General features: G+C 41.3%; 18 protein-coding genes. 15 read left to right on the top strand and 3 right to left on the bottom strand.

The features are described 5' to 3' along the window. Positions 1-10: 10 nt before the first annotated feature. Together MST18_RS11210 and MST18_RS11205 are read left to right on the top strand one after the other, a co-directional pair. On the top strand, positions 11-877 hold the full coding sequence (locus MST18_RS11210) for an SDR family NAD(P)-dependent oxidoreductase (protein ID WP_180133615.1): 867 nt from the start codon (positions 11-13) through the stop codon (positions 875-877). Next, the gene (locus MST18_RS11205) at positions 874-2514 is read left to right on the top strand and encodes an NAD(P)/FAD-dependent oxidoreductase (RefSeq protein ID WP_180133616.1); all 1641 of its coding nucleotides are present in this window, start codon (positions 874-876) and stop codon (positions 2512-2514) included. Before MST18_RS11210 ends, MST18_RS11205 begins: the two co-directional genes overlap by 4 nt. 333 nt (positions 2515-2847) lie before the next feature. Here the strand turns inward: MST18_RS11205 and gltA are convergent, their stop codons facing one another. Next, the gene (gene gltA, locus MST18_RS11200; RefSeq protein WP_078189909.1) at positions 2848-4125 is read right to left on the bottom strand and encodes a citrate synthase; all 1278 of its coding nucleotides are present in this window, start codon (positions 4123-4125) and stop codon (positions 2848-2850) included. A 1027-nt stretch (positions 4126-5152) separates the two neighbouring features. Between gltA and sdhC the strand changes: the two genes are divergently transcribed. From sdhC to pgaD, 13 genes are all read left to right on the top strand, one after another. Beyond that, on the top strand, positions 5153-5551 hold the full coding sequence (gene sdhC, locus MST18_RS11195; protein ID WP_078192993.1) for a succinate dehydrogenase, cytochrome b556 subunit: 399 nt from the start codon (positions 5153-5155) through the stop codon (positions 5549-5551). Continuing rightward, the gene (gene sdhD, locus MST18_RS11190) at positions 5551-5916 is read left to right on the top strand and encodes a succinate dehydrogenase, hydrophobic membrane anchor protein (RefSeq protein ID WP_078189907.1); all 366 of its coding nucleotides are present in this window, start codon (positions 5551-5553) and stop codon (positions 5914-5916) included. Before sdhC ends, sdhD begins: the two co-directional genes overlap by 1 nt. Positions 5917-5928: 12 nt before the next feature. Then, on the top strand, positions 5929-7827 hold the full coding sequence (gene sdhA / locus MST18_RS11185) for a succinate dehydrogenase flavoprotein subunit (protein WP_078192991.1): 1899 nt from the start codon (positions 5929-5931) through the stop codon (positions 7825-7827). 14 nt (positions 7828-7841) lie between these two features. Further along, entirely contained in the window at positions 7842-8549 is a 708-nt protein-coding gene (locus tag MST18_RS11180) for a succinate dehydrogenase iron-sulfur subunit (RefSeq protein WP_078189905.1), read from the top strand. Positions 8550-9344: 795 nt separating this feature from the next. After that, a complete protein-coding gene (locus tag MST18_RS11175) occupies positions 9345-12167 on the top strand; it encodes a 2-oxoglutarate dehydrogenase E1 component (protein WP_180133638.1) in 2823 nt (940 codons plus the stop codon). A gap of 16 nt (positions 12168-12183) precedes the next feature. Then, the gene (odhB, locus tag MST18_RS11170) at positions 12184-13401 is read left to right on the top strand and encodes a 2-oxoglutarate dehydrogenase complex dihydrolipoyllysine-residue succinyltransferase (RefSeq protein WP_078192990.1); all 1218 of its coding nucleotides are present in this window, start codon (positions 12184-12186) and stop codon (positions 13399-13401) included. A 60-nt stretch (positions 13402-13461) separates the two neighbouring features. Beyond that, positions 13462-14892 (top strand): dihydrolipoyl dehydrogenase, encoded by a 1431-nt coding sequence (gene lpdA / locus MST18_RS11165; RefSeq protein ID WP_078192989.1) that lies wholly within the window; start codon positions 13462-13464, stop codon positions 14890-14892. A gap of 180 nt (positions 14893-15072) precedes the next feature. Further along, positions 15073-16239, top strand: a complete 1167-nt coding sequence (gene sucC, locus MST18_RS11160) for an ADP-forming succinate--CoA ligase subunit beta (RefSeq protein ID WP_078192988.1) — start codon at positions 15073-15075, stop codon at positions 16237-16239. Positions 16240-16252: 13 nt separating this feature from the next. Beyond that, complete coding sequence (sucD, locus tag MST18_RS11155; RefSeq protein ID WP_180024115.1) at positions 16253-17143, top strand: succinate--CoA ligase subunit alpha; 891 nt, start codon at positions 16253-16255, stop codon at positions 17141-17143. 232 nt (positions 17144-17375) lie between these two features. Then, a complete protein-coding gene (gene pgaA / locus MST18_RS11150) occupies positions 17376-19832 on the top strand; it encodes a poly-beta-1,6 N-acetyl-D-glucosamine export porin PgaA (RefSeq protein ID WP_180133617.1) in 2457 nt (818 codons plus the stop codon). Continuing rightward, entirely contained in the window at positions 19832-21697 is a 1866-nt protein-coding gene (gene pgaB / locus MST18_RS11145) for a poly-beta-1,6-N-acetyl-D-glucosamine N-deacetylase PgaB (RefSeq protein WP_249734757.1), read from the top strand. The genes pgaA and pgaB (MST18_RS11145) overlap by 1 nt, the downstream gene beginning before the upstream one ends. Then, the gene (pgaC, locus tag MST18_RS11140; protein WP_180079070.1) at positions 21697-22968 is read left to right on the top strand and encodes a poly-beta-1,6-N-acetyl-D-glucosamine synthase; all 1272 of its coding nucleotides are present in this window, start codon (positions 21697-21699) and stop codon (positions 22966-22968) included. The genes pgaB (MST18_RS11145) and pgaC overlap by 1 nt, the downstream gene beginning before the upstream one ends. Beyond that, positions 22955-23467 carry a poly-beta-1,6-N-acetyl-D-glucosamine biosynthesis protein PgaD gene (gene pgaD, locus MST18_RS11135; RefSeq protein WP_180079069.1) on the top strand — a complete coding sequence of 171 codons (513 nt, stop codon included), beginning with the start codon at positions 22955-22957 and terminating at the stop codon, positions 23465-23467. Before pgaC ends, pgaD begins: the two co-directional genes overlap by 14 nt. Positions 23468-23522: 55 nt before the next feature. Here pgaD and pgaB (MST18_RS11130) read toward each other — a convergent pair whose 3' ends face one another. Both pgaB (MST18_RS11130) and MST18_RS11125 read right to left on the bottom strand, forming a co-directional pair. Beyond that, positions 23523-24779: a poly-beta-1,6-N-acetyl-D-glucosamine N-deacetylase PgaB gene (pgaB, locus tag MST18_RS11130; RefSeq protein ID WP_180133618.1), complete on the bottom strand. Its 1257-nt coding sequence runs from the start codon at positions 24777-24779 to the stop codon at positions 23523-23525. 305 nt (positions 24780-25084) lie between these two features. Further along, positions 25085-26797 (bottom strand): flotillin family protein, encoded by a 1713-nt coding sequence (locus MST18_RS11125; RefSeq protein WP_180024120.1) that lies wholly within the window; start codon positions 26795-26797, stop codon positions 25085-25087. Positions 26798-26859 lie beyond the last annotated feature (62 nt).

The raw sequence follows: 26859 nt of genomic DNA, 5'->3' as shown, positions 1-26859 counted from the left end.
GGACACAACCATGGGTCTATTTGGAAAAAAGAATAAGCCAAGTGAAAACGCCTACGCGGTGGTTACTGGTGCAGGCAGTGGTATAGGAAGAAGCTTTGCTTTGGAGTTGGCACGTCGTGGTGGAACAGTGGTCTGTGCCGATATTCATCTAGAAGCAGCGCAAGAAACGGTTGATCAAATTCAATCCATGACCTCATCAAATGCTTATGCAGTGCAGTGTGATGTAGGTAAAGCTGAAGAAGTTAAATCGCTGTCAGAGCTAGCCGAGCAGTTGATGGGACATGCTGTGACCTTGGTGATCAACAATGCAGGTGTCGGGTTGGGTGGTAAATTTGATGAGCTGAGTTTAGACGACTGGCAGTGGTGTATGCATGTCAATTTGTGGGGTGTGGTGCATGGCTGCCATTATTTTGTACCCAAGTTGAAACAAAATAAGCAGGGGGGCGCGATTATTAATGTTGCTTCTGCTGCGGCATATACCGCAGCACCCGAAATGACAGCATATAACGTGACGAAGTCGAGTGTGTTGGCATTGTCTGAAACTTTATCGGCAGAGCTCAGATCGGCAAATATCCGTGTGAATGTACTGTGCCCAACCTTGGTGCCGACCAATATCATGAAGAATGGACGCTTGCCCAATCGATATTCAGGCTTAGCTGATCAACTGCTGATGAATCATGCATTTACGACGAGCCACGATGTCGTCGATTTGACATTGAATAATTTAGATGCAGGGAAGTTGTATACCATTCCGCAACCTGATGCCAAATTATTTTGGTGGTTAAAGCGTCTATCCCCGCAAACCTATACCCGCTTATTGGGGGTGGGTTATCCCTTATTTAACAACTATATTAAAAAGTCGGGAGCAAAAGCATGAATATGCCGACACAATTACATGACGAAGATGTAAAAGCATTAGATCAAGAGAAAACTCAAACTAAAAAGGCAACAACGCAAACTAATGCACGTCGTACTGTAACGTCTTCTGCCAAAGCAAAAAAAGCAGTACAAGACCAATCAGAGTCAGAGCCTAGCCTAGAAAAACCAAGCGTAGAAAATCAAGTGCGTGTCTACGATACCATCGTGATTGGTGCGGGGATATCAGGTTTAGCTGCTGCTCATCAAATGAATGAACGGGGTTATACAGATTATGTGGTTTTAGAAAAAGCCAATCGCGTGGGAGGTACATGGCGCGACAACACCTATCCAGGTTGTGGATGTGATGTTCCTTCGGCGTTGTATTCTTTTTCATTTGCGCCGAGTCATAAATGGAGTCATTTATTTGCCAAGCAACCTGAGATTCTGAACTATTTAGAGGATGTGGCAGAGCAGCATGGGCTTTATCGCAACATTCAGTTCAACTGTGAATTGATTGCAGCGGAATGGAATGAGGAATTAAAGCAATGGCAATTGGAGACGAGTAAAGGTAAGTATGCGGCGAGAACGGTAATTTTTTCCACTGGGCCGATTACTGAACCTCAAATTCCAAAAATTAAAGGTATTGAAAGCTTTGAAGGTGAAATGTTCCATTCTGCGCGATGGAACCATGCCTATGACTTAAAAGATAAACGTATTGCGGTGATTGGTACGGGGGCATCTGCGATTCAGTTTATTCCTCAGATTCAACCTATTGCCAAAAATGTGGTGGTGTTTCAACGTACCGCACCATGGGTATTGCCAAAAGCAGATTTTCCACTGAATGACCGTGCGAAAGGCATCATTACCCGCTTTCCAACAGTACAAGAAACTTGGCGCAAAAGTGTGGCCGGTATATTAAATGGTATTAATTTAGGACTACGTAATCCTTCGCTTTTAGAGCCTGTGAATTATTTGGGTCGTCAGTTGTTAAAAACACAAATTCAAGATGCTGAATTACGTGAAAAAGTTACACCAAACTTTTCTATTGGTTGTAAGCGTCTTTTATTTGCCAATAACTATTATCCTGCTTTGCAGCAAGCCAATGTCGAACTTGTACCACATGGTTTAGTTGAAATAGAAGGTAATACTGTTATTGCTGCAAATGGTGAACGTCATGAAGTCGATGTCATTATTTGGGGCACAGGTTTTGAAGTTTCTCATCCGCCGATTGGGCAACGTGTAAAAAATGCCAAAGGGGAGTTATTGTCAGAACTTTGGAAAAACAGTTCTCCTGAAGCGTTTTTGGGTACCAGTATCGCGCAAGTACCTAATGCCTTCTTGGTGCTCGGGCCAAATATTTTGGTTTATGACTCATTCATTGGGATTGCAGAAGCACAGGTTGGGTATATCGTTGAGGCTTTAGTAAAAATGAAACAAGAGAAGATACAGCGGCTTGAAATTAAGCCAAATGTATTGGCCTATCACAATGCAAAAGTGCAGACACATCTACAGACTACAGTCTTTAATAGTGGCGGCTGTAAGAGCTATTACTTAGATGCCAATGGACGTAATTTTGCAGCTTGGCCGTGGTCACTGAAACAGTTAAAGCAGCGTCTAAAACAGGTGGACTTGACAGACTATGAGACGGTTGCTTAGAAAATATTGTTTATTAAAAGTTGCCTAACTCAATAAGCCAAAATAAAGCATCATCAATATTTAAGCCTTTTGTTTACAGCCTAATTTCTACGTGGAATTAGGCTTTTTTATGACGCTATCTAATGAAACAGTGTGAGACTTTCTAGAAAATGGCGATTTAAAATACACTCAGCAATAAACAGCATACTTTATAGTTTGTGATGCATCGTTTTATCTAATGATTGAGTTGGAAAATTCAGTCAGATGGGGCTGTTCAATAGCGCAAAATAATTCTAGCTGCATAAAAAAACCGCCCCAAAGGGACGGTTTTTAGATTCGCACAATTCTTTCGAATTAACGACCTTGGATATCGCGTTGAGTTTCGCCAGTGTAAAGCTGACGAGGACGACCGATTTTGTAAGGTGCGCTGTGCATTTCTAACCAGTGGCTGATCCAACCAACAGTACGTGCAAGAGCGAAGATTACAGTAAACATTTCTGTTGGGATACCAATCGCTTTAAGGATGATACCTGAGTAGAAGTCTACGTTAGGGTATAGGTTACGTTTGATGAAGTATTCGTCAGAAAGCGCAATACGTTCAAGTTCCATAGCCAAAGCAAGTTGTGGATCGTTGATACCAAGTGCAGTTAACACTTCGTCACAAGTCTCTTTCATTACTTTCGCACGTGGATCGAAGTTTTTGTAAACTCGGTGACCGAAGCCCATAAGTTTAACTTCTTTAGTTTTCACTTTTTCCATGAACGGAGCAACGTTTTCTACAGTGCCGATTTCATCAAGCATCTTAAGAACAGCTTCGTTCGCGCCGCCGTGAGCAGGTCCCCATAGAGCCGCGATACCCGCAGCGATACATGCGTATGGGTTAGCGCCAGTAGAACCAGCAAGACGTACTGTAGAAGTAGACGCGTTTTGTTCGTGGTCAGCATGAAGCGTGAAGATACGGTCCATTGCTTTAGCAAGAATAGGGTCAACTTTGTAATCACGGTCTGCAGGAGTAGCAAACATCATGTACAAGAAGTTTTCTGCGTAGCTTAAGTCGTTACGTGGGTAAACGAATGGTTGGCCTACTGTGTATTTGTAAGTCCAAGCAGCTAAAGTAGGAACTTTAGCGATTAAGCGAATAGCAGTGATTTCGCGGTGGTCAATGTTTTCAACATCGAAACCGTTGTGATAGAACGCAGAAAGCGCACCAACAACACCACACATGATCGCCATAGGGTGAGCGTCACGACGGAAACCATTGAAGAAACGGCCAACTTGATCGTGAACCATAGTGTGGTTACGAACTTTAGCATCGAATTCTTGTTTTTGTTCAGCAGTAGGAAGCTCGCCGTTCAAAAGAAGGTAGCAAGTTTCTAAGTAGTCTGCTTTAGTAGCAAGCTGGTCGATTGGGTAGCCACGGTGTAGAAGAACACCTTTACCGCCGTCAATGAAAGTGATTTTAGATTCACAAGCAGCCGTTGAGACAAAACCAGGATCAAAAGTAAAGTGACCTGCGGCCAACACATCTTTAACGTCAATTACATCTGGGCCTAGAGTGCCACTGTAAATTGGTAAGTCAATTTCTTTGCCATCAAGCTGTAAAACGGCTTTTTTGCCAGTTGCTTCAGACATTCAATAGATCTCCTGTCCTGGTGAATGTTTTATCTGACTCAGTACTAATCTTTTAATGCGAGAATCAGACAGATCAAAAATTTGCTCTAAGATTAGAGGGAACTGAAATTTTGTCAATTATACTTATGGATATAAATTGAGGATCATTCCTTGAAATGAAGCACAATTCATCCGCTTAAAAAATGAGTAAAATCACAGTGCCGACGCAGTATAATAAGTCAATTTGCAGGGGAGGTGCAGATTAAAAAAAGCCTATTGCCTTAATTGTAAGCAATTTTTAATTCTTAAAAACTCTGAAACAAATATGAATTACAAGACCGCTATTTCATTAAATTATTATAATTTTCGTAACTTACATACATCTGTGGCTCTAAATTGCTTTTTTCTTATTCATAATTAAAACGACTTAATCGTACTTAAAAAAAAGTTCGTTTGGTTAAAAAATAGTTAATTAAACGCCTTTAAAGGATCAATAAATGAGCATTTTTGTCATTGGAAAGGTAAAAAATGGCGTTTTATTAAACAGATTTGCTGTTGCTAAGATTTTTATGCACAGACTAAGTACTTATTTCGTTTCATGATCTTTGAGTTTTATTATTTGAGAAAATGATGCACATTTATTTTTATGATTATGGCTTGGCGAATGTGTTGGAAGATTTTAAAATGTAGTGGGAAAAGAAAGATTTAGATTTGTTCATCTTTAGTCTAAAAGTTTAAATCGCCATATACACACAAAAACAATAAGTGAGATTTACATTTAACTGATTAAAACCAACAACATAGTATGATTTTCTTAGATAAATAAGGTATTTGTTTTTAGAAAAGTTATTGTTAATGATTCTTATTTAAGGATATTTTGCAAAATTCCTAATTGTCTTCGTTTGTGTTTTGAAAGTTCACGTTTTATAATTCCCTGTCGTTTATAAGATCAGACAGCTGCAGAGTTTATTATATTGTAATGTCTGACTATGCTAGCTTTCCTACGAATTAATTCCAACAAACTCCGGATGGAGTTTTTACTTACAGGATGCCCGCTGTGAAAAGCAACAGACCTGTCAATTTGTCCATGGGTCAAGTTTTAGACGTAAACTTAAAATCCCCTGTGGCTATTGCATCAATTTTACACCGTCTATCAGGTGTTATCGTATTTTTACTCGTACCGGTCCTTCTTTGGATTTTAGACAAATCTTTATCTTCACCTGAAGGTTTTGCGCAAGTTCAAGCTGTGTTTGATAGCTTTATTGTGCGTTTTGTCGTATGGGTATTTGTAGCCGGCTTAATTTATCACCTTATTGGTGGTATCAAGCATCTATTTGCAGATCTTGGCGTTGCTGAAGAACTTCAAAGTGGTCGTATCGCAGCTACTATTTCATTGATCTTGTCTGCAATCGGTATTGTTGCAGCATTTGTATGGATTGTTCTCTAATGAAAAGTGCTACAGGTTTAACAGGATCAGGTTCTCGCGATTGGTTTATCCAGCGTGTAAGTGCCGTTGTATTGGCTGTTTATACTATTGTTGTACTGGGCTGGATCCTTTGCAATAGCGGATTCACTTTTGAGCAATGGTATGGCTTTATGATGACAACACCAATGAAGATTTTATCTTTATTGTCTGTCTTATCTCTTGTTGCGCATGCTTGGATTGGTATGTGGCAAGTATTCACTGACTATGTGACTACTCGTCAAATGGGTCCTTCAGCAAACGGTCTGCGTTTAGTGCTGACTTCTGCAGTGATTGTTGCAGTATTTGCATACGCGATCTGGGCGATCCAGATTTTTTGGGCAAATTGATAGGAAAATATCATGGGCGCTATAACCCCTAAAGAAGATTACACAAATATTCCACACCTAACTTTCGATGCAGTCATCGTTGGTGGTGGTGGTTCAGGTATGCGTGCTTCTTACCAACTTGCTCAAGCTGGTTTGAAAGTTGCTGTACTGACTAAAGTATTCCCAACTCGTTCACACACTGTTGCAGCGCAGGGTGGTATTGGTGCATCTCTTGGTAACATGCAAGAAGATAACTGGCACTACCACTTCTACGACACAGTTAAAGGTTCTGACTGGTTAGGTGACCAAGACGCAATTGAGTTTATGACTCGTGAAGCGCCTCAAGTTGTATATGAGCTTGAACACCTAGGTATGCCATTTGACCGTAACGCTGACGGTACAATTTACCAACGTCCGTTTGGTGGTCATGCTGCGAACTATGGTGAAAAACCAGTTCCACGTGCATGTGCTGCTGCCGACCGTACAGGTCATGCTCTTCTTCATACGCTTTATCAAAGCAACGTGAAAATGGGTACTCAATTCTTCGTTGAATGGATCGCACTTGATTTGATCCGTAATGAAGAGGGTGATGTGCTTGGTGTGACAGCAATTGACCAAGAAACAGGTAAAATTGCAGTATTCCAAGGTAAAGCAACATTGTTCGCTACTGGTGGTGCTGGTCGTGTTTACCGTGCATCTACTAACGCTTATATCAACACTGGTGACGGTCTTGGTATGGCAGCTCGTGCAGGGATTCCATTACAAGATATGGAATTCTGGCAATTCCACCCAACAGGTGTTGCGGGCGCAGGCGTATTGTTGACAGAAGGTTGTCGTGGTGAAGGTGCGATCCTTCGTAACGATGCTGGTGAGCCGTTCATGGAACGTTATGCTCCGACACTGAAAGACTTGGCACCTCGTGACTTCGTATCACGTTCAATGGACCAAGAAATTAAAGAAGGTCGTGGCTGTGGTCCTAAGAAAGACTACATCTTGCTTGATATGACGCATCTTGGTGCTGAAACAATCATGAAACGTCTTCCATCTGTATTTGAGATTGGTAAGAAATTCGCGAACGTTGACATCACTAAAGAGCCAATTCCTGTAGTACCTACAATCCATTACCAAATGGGTGGTATTCCTACAAATATTCATGGTCAAGTGGTTGTTCCTGTATCTCGTGAAACTGAAGCTTTGGTTGCGAACTACAATAAAGAAACTGGTGTGTACTCACACAATGCGGGTGACCGTGATTTCACTAAACCAGTGAAAGGTTTCTATGCAATTGGTGAATGTTCATGTGTATCTGTACACGGTGCTAACCGTCTAGGTACAAACTCATTGCTTGACTTGGTTGTATTTGGTAAAGCTGCTGGTGAACATATTGTTGACTATGTAACTAAACACCACGGTGATGAATATGCACCGCTTCCTACAACTGTTCTTGAAAAAACTTTGAATCGTGTTCGTCATCTTGATGAATCAACTTCTGGTGAAAATGCTCAAGAAGTTGCAGATGCAATCCGTGACATCGTTCAAGATCACGCTGGTGTATTCCGTACATCTGCACTTCTTGAAGAGGGTGTGAAACAGATTCTTGCGCTCGAACCACGTGTACGTAACATTCACTTGAAAGACAAATCTAAAGTATTTAACACAGCGCGTGTTGAAGCTCTAGAAGTTGAAAACCTGTATGAAGTTGCGAAAGCGACACTGATTTCTGCGGCTGCACGTAAAGAATGTCGTGGTGCGCATACAGTGGTAGATTTTGAATTACCACCTGATCATGCTGACTACCCATACGGTCGTCGTGATGATGAGTGGATGAAACACACTTTATGGTTCTCTGTAGATAACCGTCTTGAGTACAAACCAGTACGTTACAAGCCTTTATCTGTAGATGCTATTCCGCCTAAACCACGTACATTCTAATTGGGAGAAGTAAGATGAGTAGAGGTACTCGTACATTTAATATCTACCGCTACGATCCTGATAAGGATGCAGCTCCGTACATGCAAACTTTTAAACTAGAGTTGACTGATAAGCATCGTATGTTGCTTGATGCACTTCTAGCATTAAAAGTTCAAGACGAATCATTAACATTCCGTCGTTCATGTCGTGAAGGTATTTGTGGTTCTGATGGTGTAAACATTAATGGTAAAAATGGTTTGGCGTGTCTTTGGAACCTAAACGACTTACCAGAAGTGATCACAATTCGTCCACTTCCAGGTCTTCCAGTAATTAAAGATTTGGTTGTAGATATGAATCAGTTCTACGATCAGTACAATAAAATCCATCCGTTCCTAATCAACAATCAGCCTGCGCCTCCTAAAGAGCGTTTGCAGTCTCCTGAAGAGCGTGAACATTTAGATGGTTTGTACGAATGTATTCTTTGTGCATGTTGTTCAACTTCATGTCCATCATTCTGGTGGAACCCAGACAAGTTCTTGGGTCCTTCAGCATTGTTGAACGCATATCGCTTCATCATTGACTCTCGTGATACAGCAACTCAAGAGCGTTTGGCTCGTCTTGACGACCCATTCTCATTGTTCCGTTGTAAAGGTATCATGAACTGTGTATCTGTATGTCCTAAGGGTCTTAACCCAACTAAAGCAATCGGTCACATCCGTAATATGCTTTTAGATCTTGGTTAATAGATTTAGCAGTAAAAAGAAGCGCACCATTGGGTGCGCTTTTTTTGTCATATATAAAAATGATGATAGTGAAAGTTATTCGCTGTCATTGCAGAGTGCTATAAATGGATTTCATAGAAACGTAGTGAATTAAAAGTATAAAGTGATAGATAAATGGTTATTTATTGATGAAACGCTCGTTCAAGTCTGTCAAAAGGATTAGAAGATGTTATTATGTAACGTAGTAAAAAGAGAGAGGATAGGAATGTCAGCTCTCTTTTGTTTTTGTATATGAGATGAGGTAAAAATCGAACGTAGACTTTTGTCTTAATTGAAAGATCATTTTATATGTAGCACCATATCATAGATGAAAATACAAACAGTGTATTTCGCTAATTTATGAGAGGTATGTGTCAAAAAAATCAATTGAAAATGCTCGAACGTGTTAGCATTTAAGGTATCACTATATGTAAAAAATGACTTTGAATTGGGTACATTTTTTCTACAATTTAAGCGCTGTAGACGGTATATAAATGTTAATAAAGTCGCTTTAGAAAAGATAATTGCGAAAAATTTATTTTTTCTAAGATGATTTGCAAAAATTGCCCGATTTATGTCGGGTATTTCTCAATGAGTAATGATGCCGCTGAGGGCGTTATTGTTCATTAATCACATTGGGTAATCCTAATGTAGTGATAACGCCTCAAGGCTTAAGCCTAATGGGGACTAATGTCATATTACCAATTTGACATTACTAATCATGGGTTCGCTTAAAAAGCATCCTGAAATGTTTTGCAATAGGAAATGGGTCCACAAATGCAAGAAGTTGCTGACGCACTGCGTCTTGACACTGAACTTAGCGCTGACAGTGCAGCGTATATTGAAGAACTTTATGAGCAGTATCTAACGGCTCCAGACTCAGTAGAGGCTGATTGGCGTGAATACTTCGATAAATTCCCGAAAGGTGATCAACCACACAGCAATGTACGTGAGCAATTCCTATTATTAGGCCGTAATTCAAGCCGTGTTCAGCCTGTAGTGCAAAGTGCAGTAAGTTCTGAGCATGAACGCCGTCAAATCGGTGTATTACAGTTGATCGCTGCATACCGTAACCGTGGTCATCAAAACGCAAAATTAGATCCACTTGGTCTTGCAAAACGTGAAATCGTGCCTGATCTAGATCTTGCTGCGCATGGTCTAACGCAGTCTGACTTAGATACTGTATTTAATACAGGTAACCTTGCAATCGGTAAGTCTGAAGCAACACTTGGTGAAATGGTTCAAGCAATGGAAGCAACTTATACTGCTTCGATTGGTGTTGAATACATGCACATTGTTGATACAAAAGAAAAACGTTGGATTCAACAACGCCTTGAAGGTACTCGTGGTCAATTTGGCTACACTGCAGACCAGAAAAAACATATCCTTGAACGTCTAACTGCAGCTGAAGGCCTAGAAAAATACCTTGGTAACAAATTCGTTGGTGCGAAACGTTTCGGTGTTGAAGGTGGTGAATCTTTCATTCCTATGGTGAATGAACTTATTCAACGCGCAGGTTCAGTAGGTTGTAAAGAAGTGGTTATCGGTATGCCTCACCGTGGCCGTTTAAACCTTCTTGTAAACATCATGGGTAAAAACCCAGCTGATCTATTTGGTGAGTTCGAAGGTAAATCTCTGCATAAAAAAGGCTCTGGTGACGTTAAATACCACCAAGGTTTCTCTTCAAACGTCATGACTCCGGGTGGCGAAGTTCACTTGGCATTAGCGTTTAACCCATCACACTTAGAAATCGTTGGACCTGTAGTAGAAGGTTCTGTACGCGCACGTCAAGTACGTCGTAAAGATATCGGTGGTGATGATGTATTACCAATCATCGTTCACGGTGATGCTGCATTTGCAGGTCAAGGTGTAAACCAAGAAACTTTCCAAATGTCACAAACTCGCGGTTATACCGTGGGTGGTACAGTTCATATCGTCGTGAACAACCAAGTTGGTTTCACAACGTCTGACCCACGTGATGCGCGTTCTACAGAATACTGTACTGACATCGCGAAAATGATCCAAGCACCGATCTTCCATGTGAACGGTGATGATCCTGAATCTGTATTATTTGTTTCTCAATTGGCACACGATTTCCGTCATACATTCCGTAAAGACGTTGTAATCGATATGTTCTGCTACCGTCGTCGTGGTCATAACGAAGCCGACGAGCCAGCTGCAACTCAGCCAATGATGTATCAAATCATCAATAAAAAAGCGACTACACGTACGCTTTATGCTGACAAGCTTGTACAAGAAGGTGTTATTGATCGCGCTTCTGCTGATGCAATGGTTGAACAGTATCGTTCTGACCTTGAAGCAGGTAAACACGTTGCAAATGCGTTGGTACTTGAGCCAAATACAAAAATGTTTGTGGACTGGAAACCTTACCTAGGCCACGAATACACAGACAAATGGGATACCACTTTCCCAATCGAACGTCTAAAAGAGCTTGGTGCGAAAATGCGCGAGCTTCCAGAAGGCTTCGTGATGCAACGTCAGGTTGCTAAAGTGATTGATGACCGTCTGAAAATGCAGACTGGTGAAATGCCATTGAACTGGGGTGCTGCTGAAACATTAGCTTACGCGTCTCTTCTAGATGAAGGTTTCCTTGTTCGTTTAACAGGTGAAGACGTTGGTCGTGGTACATTCTCACACCGTCATGCAAAACTTCATAACCAAGTAGATGGTTCAACTTACATTCCATTATGTAACTTGAAAGAAAACCAACCACGTACAGCTATTTATGACTCATTATTGTCTGAAATGGCGGTTCTTGCATTCGAATACGGTTATGCAACGACTCTTCCGAAGAGCCTTGTCATTTGGGAAGCGCAATTTGGTGACTTCGCAAACTGTGCACAGGTTGTAATCGATCAGTTCATCGCGTCTGGCGAAACTAAGTGGGAACGTGTATGCGGTCTGACTATGCTTCTTCCACATGGCTTTGAAGGTCAAGGTCCTGAGCATTCATCAGCTCGTTTAGAGCGTTTCTTACAGCTATGTGCTGAAGAAAACATGCAAGTGATCACACCGACTACACCAGCGCAGATTTACCATGCGATGCGTCGTCAAGCACTTCGTCCAATCCGTAAACCAATGATCGTGACTTCACCGAAGTCTCTTCTTCGTCACAAACTTGCAACCTCTACATTAGAAGAACTTGCAAATGGTTCATTCCAAACTGTGATCGATGAAATCGACAATATCAACAAGTCAGACGTAACTCGTCTAGTGCTTTGTGGTGGTAAGGTTTACTACGACTTACTTGAAAAACGTCGTGAAAAAGAATTGAACAACACAGCAATCGTTCGTATTGAACAATTGTATCCGTATCCAGAAGCACGTCTTGCTGAAATTCTGGCACAATATCCAAACGTTAAAGAATTGGTTTGGGCTCAAGAAGAACCGAAGAACCAAGGTGCATGGTTATTCATCGCTCCGCGTCTTTATGACGACGTGATGAAAGCGGGCAAACAAGTTCGTATTAGTTATGCAGGTCGTGAAGCTTCTGCTGCACCGGCTTGTGGTTCACCATATTTGCACGCAAAACAACAAGCTCAGCTCGTAAATGATGCTTTAGCTATCGTAGCTGAATAACAGGAGATTCTTAATAATGGCAACCGAAATTAAAGCACCGGTATTCCCAGAGTCAGTTGCTGACGGTACAGTTGCAACTTGGCATAAACAACCAGGTGAAGCAGTATCACGTGACGAAGTGATTTGTGATATTGAAACAGATAAAGTTGTTTTAGAAGTTGTAGCTCCTGCTGACGGTACGATTTCTGCAATCGTTAAAAACGAAGGCGATACAGTTTTATCGAACGAAGTGATTGCGACTTTTGAAGAAGGTGCTGCTTCTGGCGCTGCTCAAACTCAAGCTGTTCAATCAGAAGAGAAAGTAGAACAAGCTGCTGCGCAAACTCAAGCGGGCGCTGCTCCTGTTGTTGAACGTGCTCAACCTGTTGCTGATCAAGCTCCTGCAGTGCGTAAAGCATTGACTGAGTCTGGCATTGCTGCTGCTGACGTTGCTGGCACTGGCCGTGGCGGTCGCATCACTAAAGAAGATGTTGCAAACCATCAAGCTAAACCAGCTGCTCCTGCTGCTGCGCCATTAAGCGTTGCTGTTGGTGAACGTATCGAAAAACGTGTTCCTATGACTCGTCTTCGTAAGCGTGTTGCTGAACGTTTACTTGCTGCAACTCAAGAAACTGCAATGTTGACTACGTTCAACGAAGTAAACATGAAACCAATCATGGAAATGCGTGCGCAATACAAAGATGCTTTTGAAAAGCGTCATGGTGCACGTCTTGGCTTCATGTCATTCTTCGTTAAAGCGGCAACTGAAGCACTTAAACGCTACCCAGCTGTAAACGCTTCGATTGATGGCAATGACATCGTTTACCACGGTTTCTACGACATCGGTGTTGCTGTATCAAGTGACCGTGGTCTAGTAGTTCCAGTTCTTCGTGATACTGACCGCATGAACTATGCTGAAGTTGAAAACGGTATCCGTGCATACGCTGGTAAAGCGCGTGATGGTAAATTGGGTATCGAAGATATGACTGGCGGTACATTCACTATTACTAATGGTGGTACTTTCGGTTCTTTGCTTTCTACACCTATCTTAAATACGCCACAAACTGCGATTTTGGGTATGCATAAAATCCAAGAACGTCCTATGGCTGTAAATGGTCAAGTTGAAATCTTGCCAATGATGTACTTAGCGCTTTCTTATGACCACCGTCTAATCGATGGTAAAGAAGCAGTAGGCTTCCTTGTAACAATCAAAGAATTGTTAGAAGAACCAGCTAAGCTAATCCTTGATCTTTAATACTTCAGAATAATGCAATGGGCTTAGAGCGATCCTCTAAGCCCATTTTTGGAGATACACATGTCTCAATTTGATTTAGTTGTTATTGGTGGCGGTCCTGGTGGTTATGAAGCTGCTATCCGCGCTGCTCAATTAGGCTTTAAAGTAGCTTGTATTGAAAAACGTATTCATAAAGGTAAACCATCTTTAGGTGGTACTTGCTTAAACGTGGGTTGTATCCCATCTAAAGCATTACTTGATTCATCTCACCGCTATGAAGATACCGTTCATCACTTAGATGACCACGGTATTACAACAGGTGAAGTGAAATTTGATCTTGCAAAATTACTTGATCGTAAAGACAAAATTGTTAACCAATTAACAATGGGTATTGATGGCCTACTTAAAGGCAATGGTATCGAATGGTTAAAAGGTACAGGTAAATTACTTGCAGGTAAGAAAGTTGAGTTTGTATCTCACGAAGGTGAAACTCAAATTTTAGAACCTAAATATGTAATCCTTGCATCGGGTTCTGTGCCGGTAAATATTCCTGTTGCTCCTGTAGACCAAGATATTATTGTTGACTCTACTGGCGCGCTTGAGTTCCCAGAAGTGCCTAAACGTCTTGGCGTAATCGGCGCGGGTGTAATTGGTCTAGAACTTGGTTCTGTTTGGCGTCGTCTAGGTGCTGAAGTTGTTGTATTTGAAGCAATGGACGCATTCTTACCAATGGCTGATAAAGCTTTGGCAAAAGATTACCAAAAAGTATTGACTAAACAAGGTCTTGATATCCGTGTTGGCGCTAAAGTTGCTGGTACTGAAGTCAATGGCCGTGAAGTTACTGTTAAGTACACTCAAGGCGGCGAAGACAAAACTCAAACTTTCGATAAATTGATCGTTTGTGTGGGCCGTAAAGCATATGCAGAAGGTTTATTGGCTGAAGATTCAGGCATTAAACTCACTGAACGCGGTCTAGTTGAAGTAAACGATTGGTGTGCAACTTCAGTTGAAGGTGTATACGCAATTGGTGACTTGGTACGTGGTCCAATGCTTGCACATAAAGCAATGGAAGAAGGCGTAATGGCTGTTGAGCGTATCCACGGTCATGCAGCTCAAGTGAACTATGACACTATTATCTCTGTAATTTACACACACCCAGAAGCGGCGTGGGTTGGTTTAACAGAAGAGCAAGCGAAAGAAAAAGGCCACGAAGTTAAAACAGGTCAATTTGGTTTCGCTGCAAATGGTCGTGCAATGGCTGCTGGTGAAAACGCAGGCTTTGTTAAGTTTGTTGCTGATGCGAAGACAGATCGTCTACTCGGTATGCACGTGATTGGACCTGCTGCGTCTGACATCGTACACCAAGGCATGATCGCACTTGAGTTCGTATCAAGTGTTGAAGACTTACAGTTAATGACTTTCGGTCACCCGACATTCTCTGAAGTCGTTCACGAAGCTGCACTTGCAGTCGATGGACGTGCAATTCACGCGATTCAGCGTAAACGTAAATAAGATGTAAAAAGAGCGGCTTAGGCCGCTCTTTTTTGTTTCAGATGGTTGTTTTAATTTGAATAATCATCTAAAAATAAAGATAAGAAATATTTTAAGATTTAAAAAGGTTAAAGCTGCTTTGACGGATGTCTGGGCTTTAATGGGTCATAACAAAGCGAAGAAAGAGTAAAAGGTTGTTCAATGAATCTACACGAATATCAAGCTAAAGCGTTATTAAAAAAATATGGTATGCCAGTCCAAGAAGGCGTATTTGTAACTACCGCAGAAGAAGCAGTCAAAGCTTTTGAGCAACTGGGTGGTAAGTTTGCGGTACTCAAAGCCCAAGTGCATGCAGGTGGTCGTGGTAAAGCAGGCGGCGTTAAAGTCGTAAAATCTGCACAAGAAGCCACTGATTATGTGAACCAAATGGTCGGCTCACGCTTAGTCACTTATCAAACAGATGCATTAGGTCAACCCGTCAGCGGTATTTTGGTATCTGAAGATGTTTATCCAGTAGAGCGTGAATTGTACCTAGGTGCTGTAGTTGACCGTTCTAGCCGTCGTGTGACCTTTATGGCATCGACTGAAGGCGGTGTTGAAATTGAGAAAGTTGCAGAAGAAACGCCTGAAAAAATTATTAAAGTTGAAGTAGATCCTCTAGTTGGATTGTTACCATTCCAAGCACGTGAAGTGGCGTTTGCTTTAAACCTAAAAGATGGTCAAGTGAATCAATTTGTCAAAATCATGTCTGCGGCTTATCAAGCATTCATTGAAAATGATTTTGCTTTATTTGAAATTAATCCGTTATCCGTACGTGAAAATGGCGAGATTTTATGTGTGGATGCAAAAATTGGTATCGACTCAAATGCTTTATATCGCTTACCAGAAATCGCAGCACTACGCGATAAAACGCAAGAAAATGAGCGTGAGCTGAAAGCATCAGAATTTGATTTGAACTATGTTGCCTTAGAAGGCAATATTGGCTGTATGGTCAATGGTGCTGGCCTAGCGATGGCAACCATGGACATTATTAAACTCTATGGTGGTCAACCTGCAAACTTCCTAGATGTAGGCGGTGGCGCGACCAAAGAACGCGTAATTGAAGCCTTTAAAATCATTTTGGCGGATAGTTCTGTGCAAGGTGTATTAATTAATATTTTTGGTGGGATTGTACGTTGTGACATGATTGCTGAAGCAATTATTGCAGCGGTTCAAGAAGTAAATGTGACTGTACCTGTTGTTGTTCGTTTAGAAGGGAACAATGCAGAGTTGGGTGCAAAATTACTTGATGAATCAGGTTTGAAATTGATTTCTGCAAATGGCTTGGCTGATGCTGCAGAAAAAATTGTTGCTGCGGTAAAAGGCTAAGGGAGTAGAGATCATGAGCGTATTAGTTAATAAAGACACCAAAGTATTGGTACAAGGTTTTACCGGTAAAAACGGTACATTCCATTCTGAACAGTCAATTGCTTACGGCACAAAAGTGGTCGGTGGGGTGACTCCGGGTAAAGGCGGCACACAACATTTGAATCTACCCGTATTTAATACCATGAAAGAAGCGGTGCGTGAAACGGGTGCAACGGCAACCTCGATTTATGTACCTGCACCATTTGTCCTAGATTCAATTATTGAGTCTATAGATGCAGGTGTTGAGCTGATCGTTGTGATTACGGAAGGTGTACCGACACTTGATATGCTTAAAGCCAAACGTTACCTAGAAACCTATGGTAACAATGCACGTCTAATTGGTCCGAACTGTCCAGGAATTATTACTCCGGGTGAATGTAAGATCGGTATTATGCCAGGGCATATTCATCAACCGGGTAAAATCGGCATTATCTCGCGTTCAGGGACTTTGACCTATGAAGCTGTAGCGCAAACCACGAAGCTGGGTCTAGGTCAGTCGACCTGTATCGGTATTGGGGGAGATCCAATTCCGGGCATGAACCAAATTGATTGCTTAAAGCTGTTCCAAGACGACCCGCAAACTGAAGCGATCATCATGATTGGTGAGATTGGTGGTACAGCAGAAGAAGAAGCGGCTGAATATATCCAGTCGAATGTAACTAAGCCTGTTGTCGGTTATATCGCGGGTGTGACTGCACCAAAAGGTAAACGTATGGGACATGCAGGCGCGATCATTTCGGGCGGTAAAGGTACAGCAGAAGAGAAATTTGCTGCTTTTGAAAAAGCCGGAATGGCCTATACCCGTAGTCCTGCTGAATTAGGCTCAACTATGTTTGAAGTCTTAAAGTCAAAAGGTCTTGCTTAAGTACGGTAAGTTTCTGTTAATAAAAACCCCTCAAATGAGGGGTTTTTTTATTTTTATTTAATAATAGTGGGTGAATAGTAAAGAAAATTTATAAAATCAGCATATTCTCATTCATTATTAACACTTTAGTATGAATAATTAACCAAATTTAATCGGTCAAAATATGATATAATGTGAAACACGTCACATTAATTTAATTTGATGAATAATTACTCTTCTAACGTGAATAATCATGATTTATAAATCTTATTTATCTCGTCTATGTTTCTTGTCGATTTTTTCGAGCCTTCCTACGGTTGTATTTGCAGTTGATAATATTGATCAGCAAAGAGAACAAAGTGTTGCAGATATCCGTGTCGGTAAAGTGAATCAGGGATTTAACCAATTACAAGTTTTATTAAAGCAACATCCTGAAAATCAGAAGCTCATTGCAGATTACACGCTCCTGCGTTATGCAAATGCAACCTTTAGCTCTACAGATATGGTCTACTTGGCGAAGATTAGTCCAACGACGTTTCCAGATTATGGCAAAGTCAGTGTCATCAAAGCTTTACGTGATCTTAAACAATATGATCAAGCCTTACAGTGGGCACAAAAATTTTATCAGCAGGATCAATCGGAACAGTGGTTGATTTGGCAGGGTGTGTTGCTGGCAGAATCAGGTCAAATAGATCAAGCAAAACAAAAACTGGCAAATCTCAACTTACAGTCGCTTGGTGCAGATTATCTTTCGCAATTGGCCTATGCCTATCGATTATTGGATATGCCTTCTGAATCTCTCAATGCAGCGAAATATGCGCTAGAAAAACAGCCAAATACTGATACCCAAGAACAGTATATATTGGCTCTATTGCAAAATAGCGATTTTGCCACTGCGCAAAGCTATATTCAGGCCAATGGACTCAATAGTTCTAAGCCAGTGTTGCAACATTTGCTCAAGATGAATGAGTTCTCACAGCGTATCCAACAAGGCATTCAAGCCTCAAAAAATGCGTTTGATATGAAGCGTGGGGCAACGGCATTTGAACCACTAGATCGTGTTCTGGCTGAAATGAGAGCTTATGAAGACTCACTTCCTGCAGATGAAGCCAGTAAACGTAAATTTTATTATGAATATATCTATGCCTTAAATGCACGTAATGCTTCAAAGCAGGCATTGGCACAAGTAGAAAAAACAGGTCAAACAGCTAAAGAAATGCCTGCTTATGTACGACATGCTTTGGCAGACAGTTATTTAAAATTACGTCAACCTGAAAAAGCTGAGACTTTATATCAGAGTTTATTTGCTGAAAAAAATTATGCGGACTATAACGTCTATGCTGGTTTGTACTACAGCTTGATTGAACAAGAAAAATTTAAACTAGCCAATCAGTTAATCGACAGCATGGACAAACAGTTGCCGACCTTTGTTTATAGTAATGCAAAAGGTGTTGATAAGGCACCACACGATGATCGTACTGAATTTATTGCGTTGAAGGGATTGAACTATGCTTATCGCAACGAGCATGAAAAAGCGGAACGTTACTTTAATGACTTAACCGCAAAGGCTCCCGGCAATATCGGGTATCAAAATAATTTGGCATTAATTCAACGTTGGCGTGAAAAACCAGAGCAATCCCAGCACACTTTGGCACAACAGAATAGCTTGGAGCCCATTTCACAGGGAACGCAAATTAACCGCATGCAGAATTTCCAAGCCTTGAGTCAAATTCAAGCTTGGCGTGAACTCAATCAATATATGGTCAGCCATGTCGGTGATGATACGGGCGTAAAACAAAGTAAAAAAGAATTGGATGATCGGAATCGTGCGTCAATTCAACATCAGAGTACCTTTGCAAAAAGTGAGTCGGATGATCCTCGTGTACAAAATCGCCTGAAAGGTTCACGTGAACAGGAAAACTGGACGCGTATCAATAGCCCATGGTTTTACGATAATTATCGACTCTTTGCAGACCATAGCAATCGTTGGTCGAAGTATGAGTCTGGCAAATTAAAAGACCAGCGGATTGGCATGGGTTTAGAGTGGGCTTCGGATCGTAAAGCTGCATCTGCATTATTCTCTCAAAGCACCGATGGCGACCGTTTTGGTGTGCAATTAGATTGGTCACATTGGCTGAATGATCATTGGAACTATGTACTGGGTTACGATAGCCAAGCGGATATTCCATTGCAATCTTTGGCACAGGACCACGAAGGGCAGGCTTATCGATTTGCATTGAACTGGCAACAAAATGAATCACGCAAAGCAGGTGCAAGTTATCAATTGACCGATATTGATGATGGCAATCTACGCCAAGAACTATCGGGATATTTTAAACAACAATTCCAGCAATCTCCGCATCATATTTCTGCGGCAACACTGCGTGGTTATTACGGAAAAAATGATCCGGTTGATGTGCCTTATTTTAACCCCGAACATAGCTATAGCGCTGAAGTGACATTGGAACATGATTGGATGACATGGCGTGATTATGAACGTCATTTTAACCAGCACTTTGCAGCAACTATCGGTACATTCGGACAAAAAGGCTACTCAAGTCGTCCGATTTATAATTTGTATTATCAACATGATTGGCAGCTCTCGCGCACGTGGAAATTGAACTACGGAATAGGTTGGGGTTCACATCCGTATGACGGAAAAGATGAAGATCGTAGCTATGCAGTTGTTGGATTTGAGGGGCGCTTCTAATGAAAAATACATTAATACACCGCATGTTGAAGCAAAGCTTAGTTCTAGCTGTGACTTTGCCCATCAGTACGACATATCTTTTTGCTGACAATAATGTGCCAAAAACTGCAAATTTGGCGATGCCTGAACTTGATGAAAGTACCGCACATAACCAATTTGTAACGCTGACCTTTCATGATGTTCGAGATGATGTTGCCAAACGTGGTGACCGAGATGTCTATGCGATTAGTACGCAAAATCTTGGGCAATATTTTGCGTGGATTAAACGAGAAGGTTGGCAGCCCATTCGTTTAGAAGATGTCATGCAGGCGCGTTTACAAAAGAAAAAGTTACCTGAAAAGGCGCTGTTATTAACTTTTGATGATGGTGCGCTAAGTAGTTATAGCAAAGTCTTTCCATTGTTAAAGCAATATCAATTTCCTGCAGTTTTTGCCATTCCAACCAGTTGGATCAATGGAAATACCAAAGATGCTTATGAAGCTTATGGTGTGGGTAATTTGATGAATTGGGATCAAATGCGGGAAATGCAAAAGTCGGGATATGCCGAATTTGTATCGCATTCGGATGATCTGCATCATGGTATTTTGGCAAACCCACAAAAAAATATGGAACCTGCTGCGATTACACGTCAGTATTTTCCAGCTCAAAATCGTTATGAAACCGATGCTGAGTTTGAGCAGCGTATTGTGCAAGATTTGAAGAAATCTAAACAAGAACTCGATCGTCAACTGGGTATTCATAGTATGGCAATCTTCTGGCCATACGGTGCAGTTACACCAGAAATTGAGGGATATGCACGTAAAGCGGGACTGCCCATGTCCTTTAGCTTAGGTAATGTGGTCAGTCAGGCAGATTCAGTGCATACCTATCAGCGTGCCTTGATTATGGATAACCCAACACCAGAGTTTATCCACCAAAATATGGAAGACTTTATCGTTGAAGCTCGTGCGCCTTATAAACAACGTAAAACATTCCTGAATTTTAATTTGGCTGAATTACAAGCACCTACGGCTGAGCAATCAGATCAGAAATTGGGGACATTATTAGATCAGGTCAATGCGTTAAAAACCAATACATTGCTTTTAAATGCCGCTGTTGATCATGATGGTGACGGCAAAATTGATGCCTTATTTTTCCCAAATTCAAAACTACCGATGCAGCAAGATTTACTGAATCGTACTGTATGGCAGGCTCGTACACGAATTGGTAATCGAGTCTATGCACAGCTTCCAATCAGTTTGGAGCTACAGCAGGGGATTAATCTAGCAGACCTAACGGCAGATCTATTGAAAAACAATAGTTCGTTAGAAGGTTTAATTATTAACACCGGTAACAGCTTGGACTGTGCAATTCATTCAGCTCAGTGGTCAGCCGTATGTACTGAGCAAGTGCAAAAAATTATTGCAATTAAAGAGCGTAGTAAGGCGCAAGCGCATTTTTATTCCAATATTAGTAATGATAACCAAACTGCACTTAAAGTGAATTTAACTGGACATCAATTTTCTGGATTAAAACCGTTGGTGACTCGTGCCCTAACAGCATCGGACTTTCTGTATTTAAGTATTAACCCAGGTCAACATCCGCAAAGTTTTAAAGCTTTTATGTCCGCATTGAAGACTTTGAATACAGAGCAAAAGCAACGCTTGATTGTCAGTTTAGATATCAATCCAAATATGAGCGAGAAAGATTGGGTGAAGTATCAGCAAAACTATCAGGCTTTACGCGCAGCGTCGGTTCAAAAAATCGGACTGAATAATTATCAGCTTCAGGATGGCGAACGCGTTCAACATCACCTATATCAAAGCATCAGCTTGAATGGCAGTCCACTGACTTACCGTGATCCGTATATACAAGGAGGTCAGTAATGCAAGAATGGGAACTGAGTTTTAACGATCTGTTTTTTGCCTTTGCTTTCCTATATCCCTTGTTTATGGCGTGGATTTGGATTGCTGGAGGCGTGTGGTTCTACTTAAAGCGTGAATGGAAACAACCTGAACTTCCCGTGCCAACCGTACACGGTTGTAGCATCATTGTGCCTTGCTTTAATGAAGAAGCACAGGTACGTGACACGATTCGATATGCGATGCAGAGCCAATATCCAAATTTTGAAGTGATAGCGGTGAATGATGGAAGTAAAGATCGAACCGCTGAAATTCTAGACCAATTGGTACTCGAATATCCTAAATTGCGTGTGGTGCATTTGGCTGAGAATCAGGGTAAAGCGTATGCATTACGTGCAGGCGCGATGGTCAGCCAATTTGAATACTTGATTTGTATTGATGGTGACGCATTGCTGCATCCGCATTCGGCACTTTGGATGATGCATCATCTGACCAGTTTTCCACGCGTGGGCGCTGTAACCGGTAATCCACGTATTGTGAACCGTTCAAGCATCTTGGGTAAAATTCAGGTTGGAGAGTTTTCTTCGATTATTGGCTTAATCAAGCGATCTCAAAGAACCTATGGTCGTATTTTTACAGTATCAGGTGCAATTGCAGGTTTCAGAAAAACGGCACTCGACCGCATTGGTTATTGGCGTGATGACATGATCACAGAAGATATTGATGTGTCATGGCGTTTGCAGTTCGATCATTGGGATTTGCACTATGTACCGCAAGCCCTTTGCTATATCTATATGCCAGAAACATTTAATGGACTTTGGAAACAACGTTTACGTTGGGCTCAAGGCGGCATCGAAGTACTATTTGCCTATTTACCTAAAATATTTAAATGGCGTTTACGTCGGATGTGGCCGATTGCATTCGAATCTATCATTAGCGTGATCTGGGCATATGTCATGTTCAGTATTTTTGTCTTGTATTTTTATGGTCTATTTTTCTCATTACCGGGTGAGTGGGCGATTCAATCACTTTTACCTCAATGGTATGGAGTGATTTTAGGCGTGACCTGTTTATTCCAGTTCCTCGTGAGTTTATGGATCGATCGCGCTTACGACAAAAAACGCTTACTGCGAAATTATTTTTGGGTGATTTGGTATCCCTTATTTTTCTGGATCTTAGCCATGCTGACAACGGTCGTTGCTTTGCCAAAGACTATTTTTAAAACCCAAAAGCGTGCGCGTTGGGTCAGTCCAGACCGTGGATTTAGAGGGGAGGAAAACAATGAACCAAGTTAATTTACAAAATCAGAAGCCGGTTGCAGATTCAGATTTTAAAATTATTCAAGATGAATCATTGCTTGAATTACCTGAATATATTGATAAACCTGAATACGTCAAACGCAAGTCAGCAGGCTATGGTCTGATGGCAGTCGGGTGGATGCTTTGGATGTGGTTATTTTTACCGCTATTAACCCTTGTGTTTTGGTGGTTTGAAGGCACGGTGGTGTATTCACAGGTTATGGATCAGTCCCAACCGATGACCAGTCTAACGATCATGAAATTGATTTTCTCAATCGGAATCTTTATTTGCTGTCTTTTTGTTTGGGCAAGTTATAACTGGCTGCGTTTTCATGGTGAAGACCGACGAAAGGCGCCTGAGAATGCTCAAGATGAAGATTTGGCGAAAAGCTTTCACGTAAAAGCTAGTGATATAGCCACGATGCGAGAATCAAAAAATATCACTTTGCACTATACGGATGATGGTCAATTAGAACACTATAAAATCAACAGCTAATCAGGCGTTCTTTATTAGATCTAAGATTCTAAATCTGATGATGTAGGCATTGGTATCAGTCCTTAGCTAGGGCAGGTGCAAATGCCTTTTTTATTTGCTGTACATCTGGATGATTTTGCACGAAATCATCTGGATAATACCCAATATGTTGCACACCATGCTGTTCCAGTAAACGGATGGTGTCAGTCAGTTCCTGATTGGAAATAGGTTTTTGATGATTCCAATCGGTCACTTGAAGTTCAAAAATGGTACGGCTCAAATTGGGGTCATATTTTTTGGCACGCTCGATCAAGTTTAAATAAAACTGACGATGGTCATTTGCCTTTTCCATATAGGGCATGGCCATGATGGCGTTGTAATCATAATGTTGATACGTGCTGGCATTGGACTGGCTAAACCATTTTTCACTGTTCGGGTTCAGCACAGCTTCAGCATACATATTGCGAGCAAAATGTAATTCAGGTTGTTGCTGTTTTAAAATCTGACTAATGCCTTCAGCAAATTGGTCTAAATAGGCGGTTTTGTAGCGTGAAAATTCAAGTTGCTGCGCATGCTTTGGCTGTCCAATCAATTGTTGATCGAAGCCCCATGTTTTGTAGGTCTGAAGCGCTGCGGTACTATTATCCTCAAAATCATTGAGAGTGATATCGTCATGATAAAGAATGCCATCCACTTTATTTTGCTGAATAAAGTCTAGAAAAATTTCTGCTGTGTATTGTTGGTTTCTCGGGTCAAAGGGTGATATTCGAATATAACCTTTTTTTTCACTTTGGCTTTTTACATATTGCAGAGGGTATTGTTTCGGAAACTCCCACGCAATTAAAGGCAGCCATGCATATACAGTTTTTACTTGAGTCTGCTGTCGTATTTCGTGCAAAACACGTTGAAATAAATCTGAGCGCATTGGGATATAGCGATTTTTAAAATACACAGCATCAGCCGAACCATTGGCATCAGGGTCTGCAAAAGCTTGTAGAAAAATCGTATTGGCTTCAATGCTGCGGATACGTTCGATCAAAGCGCGGATATTTTTTTCTTGTTGAGCCTGATTGGCATCATAAACATAATCTAAGTCGATATGCATGATGCGCATACGCTCTGTAGTGCTTGGCTTTGGTGTTTTGCTGGTCGAAGTTTGATGTATAGAATTGGCTGATGCATATTGCTTGACCAAGTCTTGTATAGGGTGGTGGATAATACGTACCGTTTCAGCACTGCTACAGCCTGAAAAGACCAAACCGAAGCAGGTCATTAGACCTATTAATTTTTTAAAGGGGCGTAGGGAAGTAACGGCATTTAAGGAAGAAGTCATATTTATACTTGCACTGAGCGTATTATCATTCGTGAATGTGTTCATCGCATATTTTGCTGCACGTTTTAGCAAGTACAGCTAAGCAGAATATGATGAATTTGAAGATTGTAGCAAGATTGCAGGGGGAGGGTTATTCTTAAAAGTGTGATTTGGTTTGCACTTTGTTGTGATCCAGTATTTCGTCATTTTAAAGTCATGATTTGGTACTGAACGAATTATTTAAGCTCTCGTAAGTCTTCCTTGTCGATAATCTCAATAAAAAAACCGCAGGATTAAGCTGCGGTTTTTTTAGCGTGTAAAACGAATTAACCAGCTTTTTTGTTTAAGCTCTGAGTTAAACCGTTAATATCGCCACCTTGGATACCAAGCTCACTCATCAAGCTATCAATTAGTGGGGCCTGGCTGCGGTAGCGTAAGGCACTATTCACCACTTGGTCTGATAAGGCAACATTGCCGCTGCCTTCGTGGTGAGCATCACCTTGGCAAGAACCTGCATGACCACCATTTAGACCATTTACTTGCAAAATCTTAATGTCATCAATATTTTCCATTGGTTTAACACTTTCGCGAATGATTTCTGGTAAGTATTTCAGCATCGCTAAACGAATTTGCATTTCAACCTGTTCGGATGACAATACGTTGTTTGCTTCGTTCACTGCACGTGTACCTTCAGCATCAACTTGGTATTGTTTTTCCATCGCTTGAGCCAACAGAACTTTTGCGTCAGCTTCACCTTTGGCTTTTAAGCGAACTTTTTCAGCTTCGGCTTCAGCTGCAATACGAATCGCTTCTGCATCATCTGCGGCTGCTTGTTTACCCGCTTCAGCCGCGACAGTAATGGCAATCGCATCTTTCTCCGCTTTTTCTTTCGCAGAGACTAACTCGACAGCTTTTTGACGTTCAGCTTGTTGGATTTGACGAACGGTAATCACTTCTTCTTCGGCTTTTACCGCTTGAGCACGGGCTTGATCGGCATGTGCCTTAGCTTCAGATTCAGCACGAGATTTTTCAGCAATGGCAATTGCACGGTCTTGCTCAGCGAGTTCAATTGTTTTCTTTTGTTCCACTTGGGCTTGCTGAATAATTTGTGACTTTTGAATATTTTGATTTTCAACGTCACGTGCAGCAGTAATACGCTTTAAGTCAACTTCACGTTCAGCAGCAATACGCGCTTCTTCGGCTTCACGTTTTTTAGCAGCTTCTTGTGATGCAATTTCTGCAAGCTGTTCTGCACGACGGATTGAAATTTCACGTTCTTGTTGCAGTTTTGCATATTCTTCTTCACGCAAAATTTGTAGACGTGCTTGTTCTGCTTCTAAGTTCTTGGTCTTAATTGCAAGATCTGCATCTTGTTCAATCGCATTACGTTTACGACGACGGTCTTCAATGGTTTCTGTCAGTTTAGTTAAACCTTCAGCATCGAACGCATTTTGTGGGTTAAAGTATTTAAAGCCTGTTTGGTCTAAGCCAGTTAATGAAACAGTTTCAAGTTCCAAACCGTTTTTATGTAAATCTTCAGACACCACTTGCTGAACTTTTTGTACGAAGTCGACGCGTTTTTCATGCAACTCTTCCATCGCCATTTCTGCGGCAACTGCGCGTAATGAGTCAACGAATTTTCCTTCGACCAAATTCTTTAACTCATTTGGCGACATGGTCTTTTGACCTAACGTTTGTGCTGCGGTAGCAATCGAATCTGCGGTTGGTTTCACACGGACATAGAACTCCGCCATCACATCGACACGCATACGGTCACGTGTAATCAGCGCTTGGTCATCTGCACGGCGAACTTCAAGACGTAGGGTGTTCATATTGACAGGGATAATTTCATGCAGCACCGGAAGCACAATAGCACCGCCACCTAAAATCACTTTTTCACCGCCGAAGCCTGTACGCACAAATGAAATTTCTTTACTTGAGCGACGATAAAGTCGAGCAATAATAAAACCAATAAAAATAAGTGCGGCAAAAATTATCCCGACTGAAACAAGGATACCGCTTGGAATAATGTCTAACATGGACGTTTATCTCTTTTGTTGTAGTTCAAGTTAACCCTCTAAAGTGCTAACAAGTTTGGTTT

It is taken from the genome of Acinetobacter sp. YH12068_T, assembly GCF_024606005.1.
Taxonomy (GTDB): domain Bacteria; phylum Pseudomonadota; class Gammaproteobacteria; order Pseudomonadales; family Moraxellaceae; genus Acinetobacter; species Acinetobacter amyesii.
The sequence above is the reverse complement of the archived record's forward strand: the minus strand, read 5'-3'. Positions and strand labels throughout refer to the sequence as shown.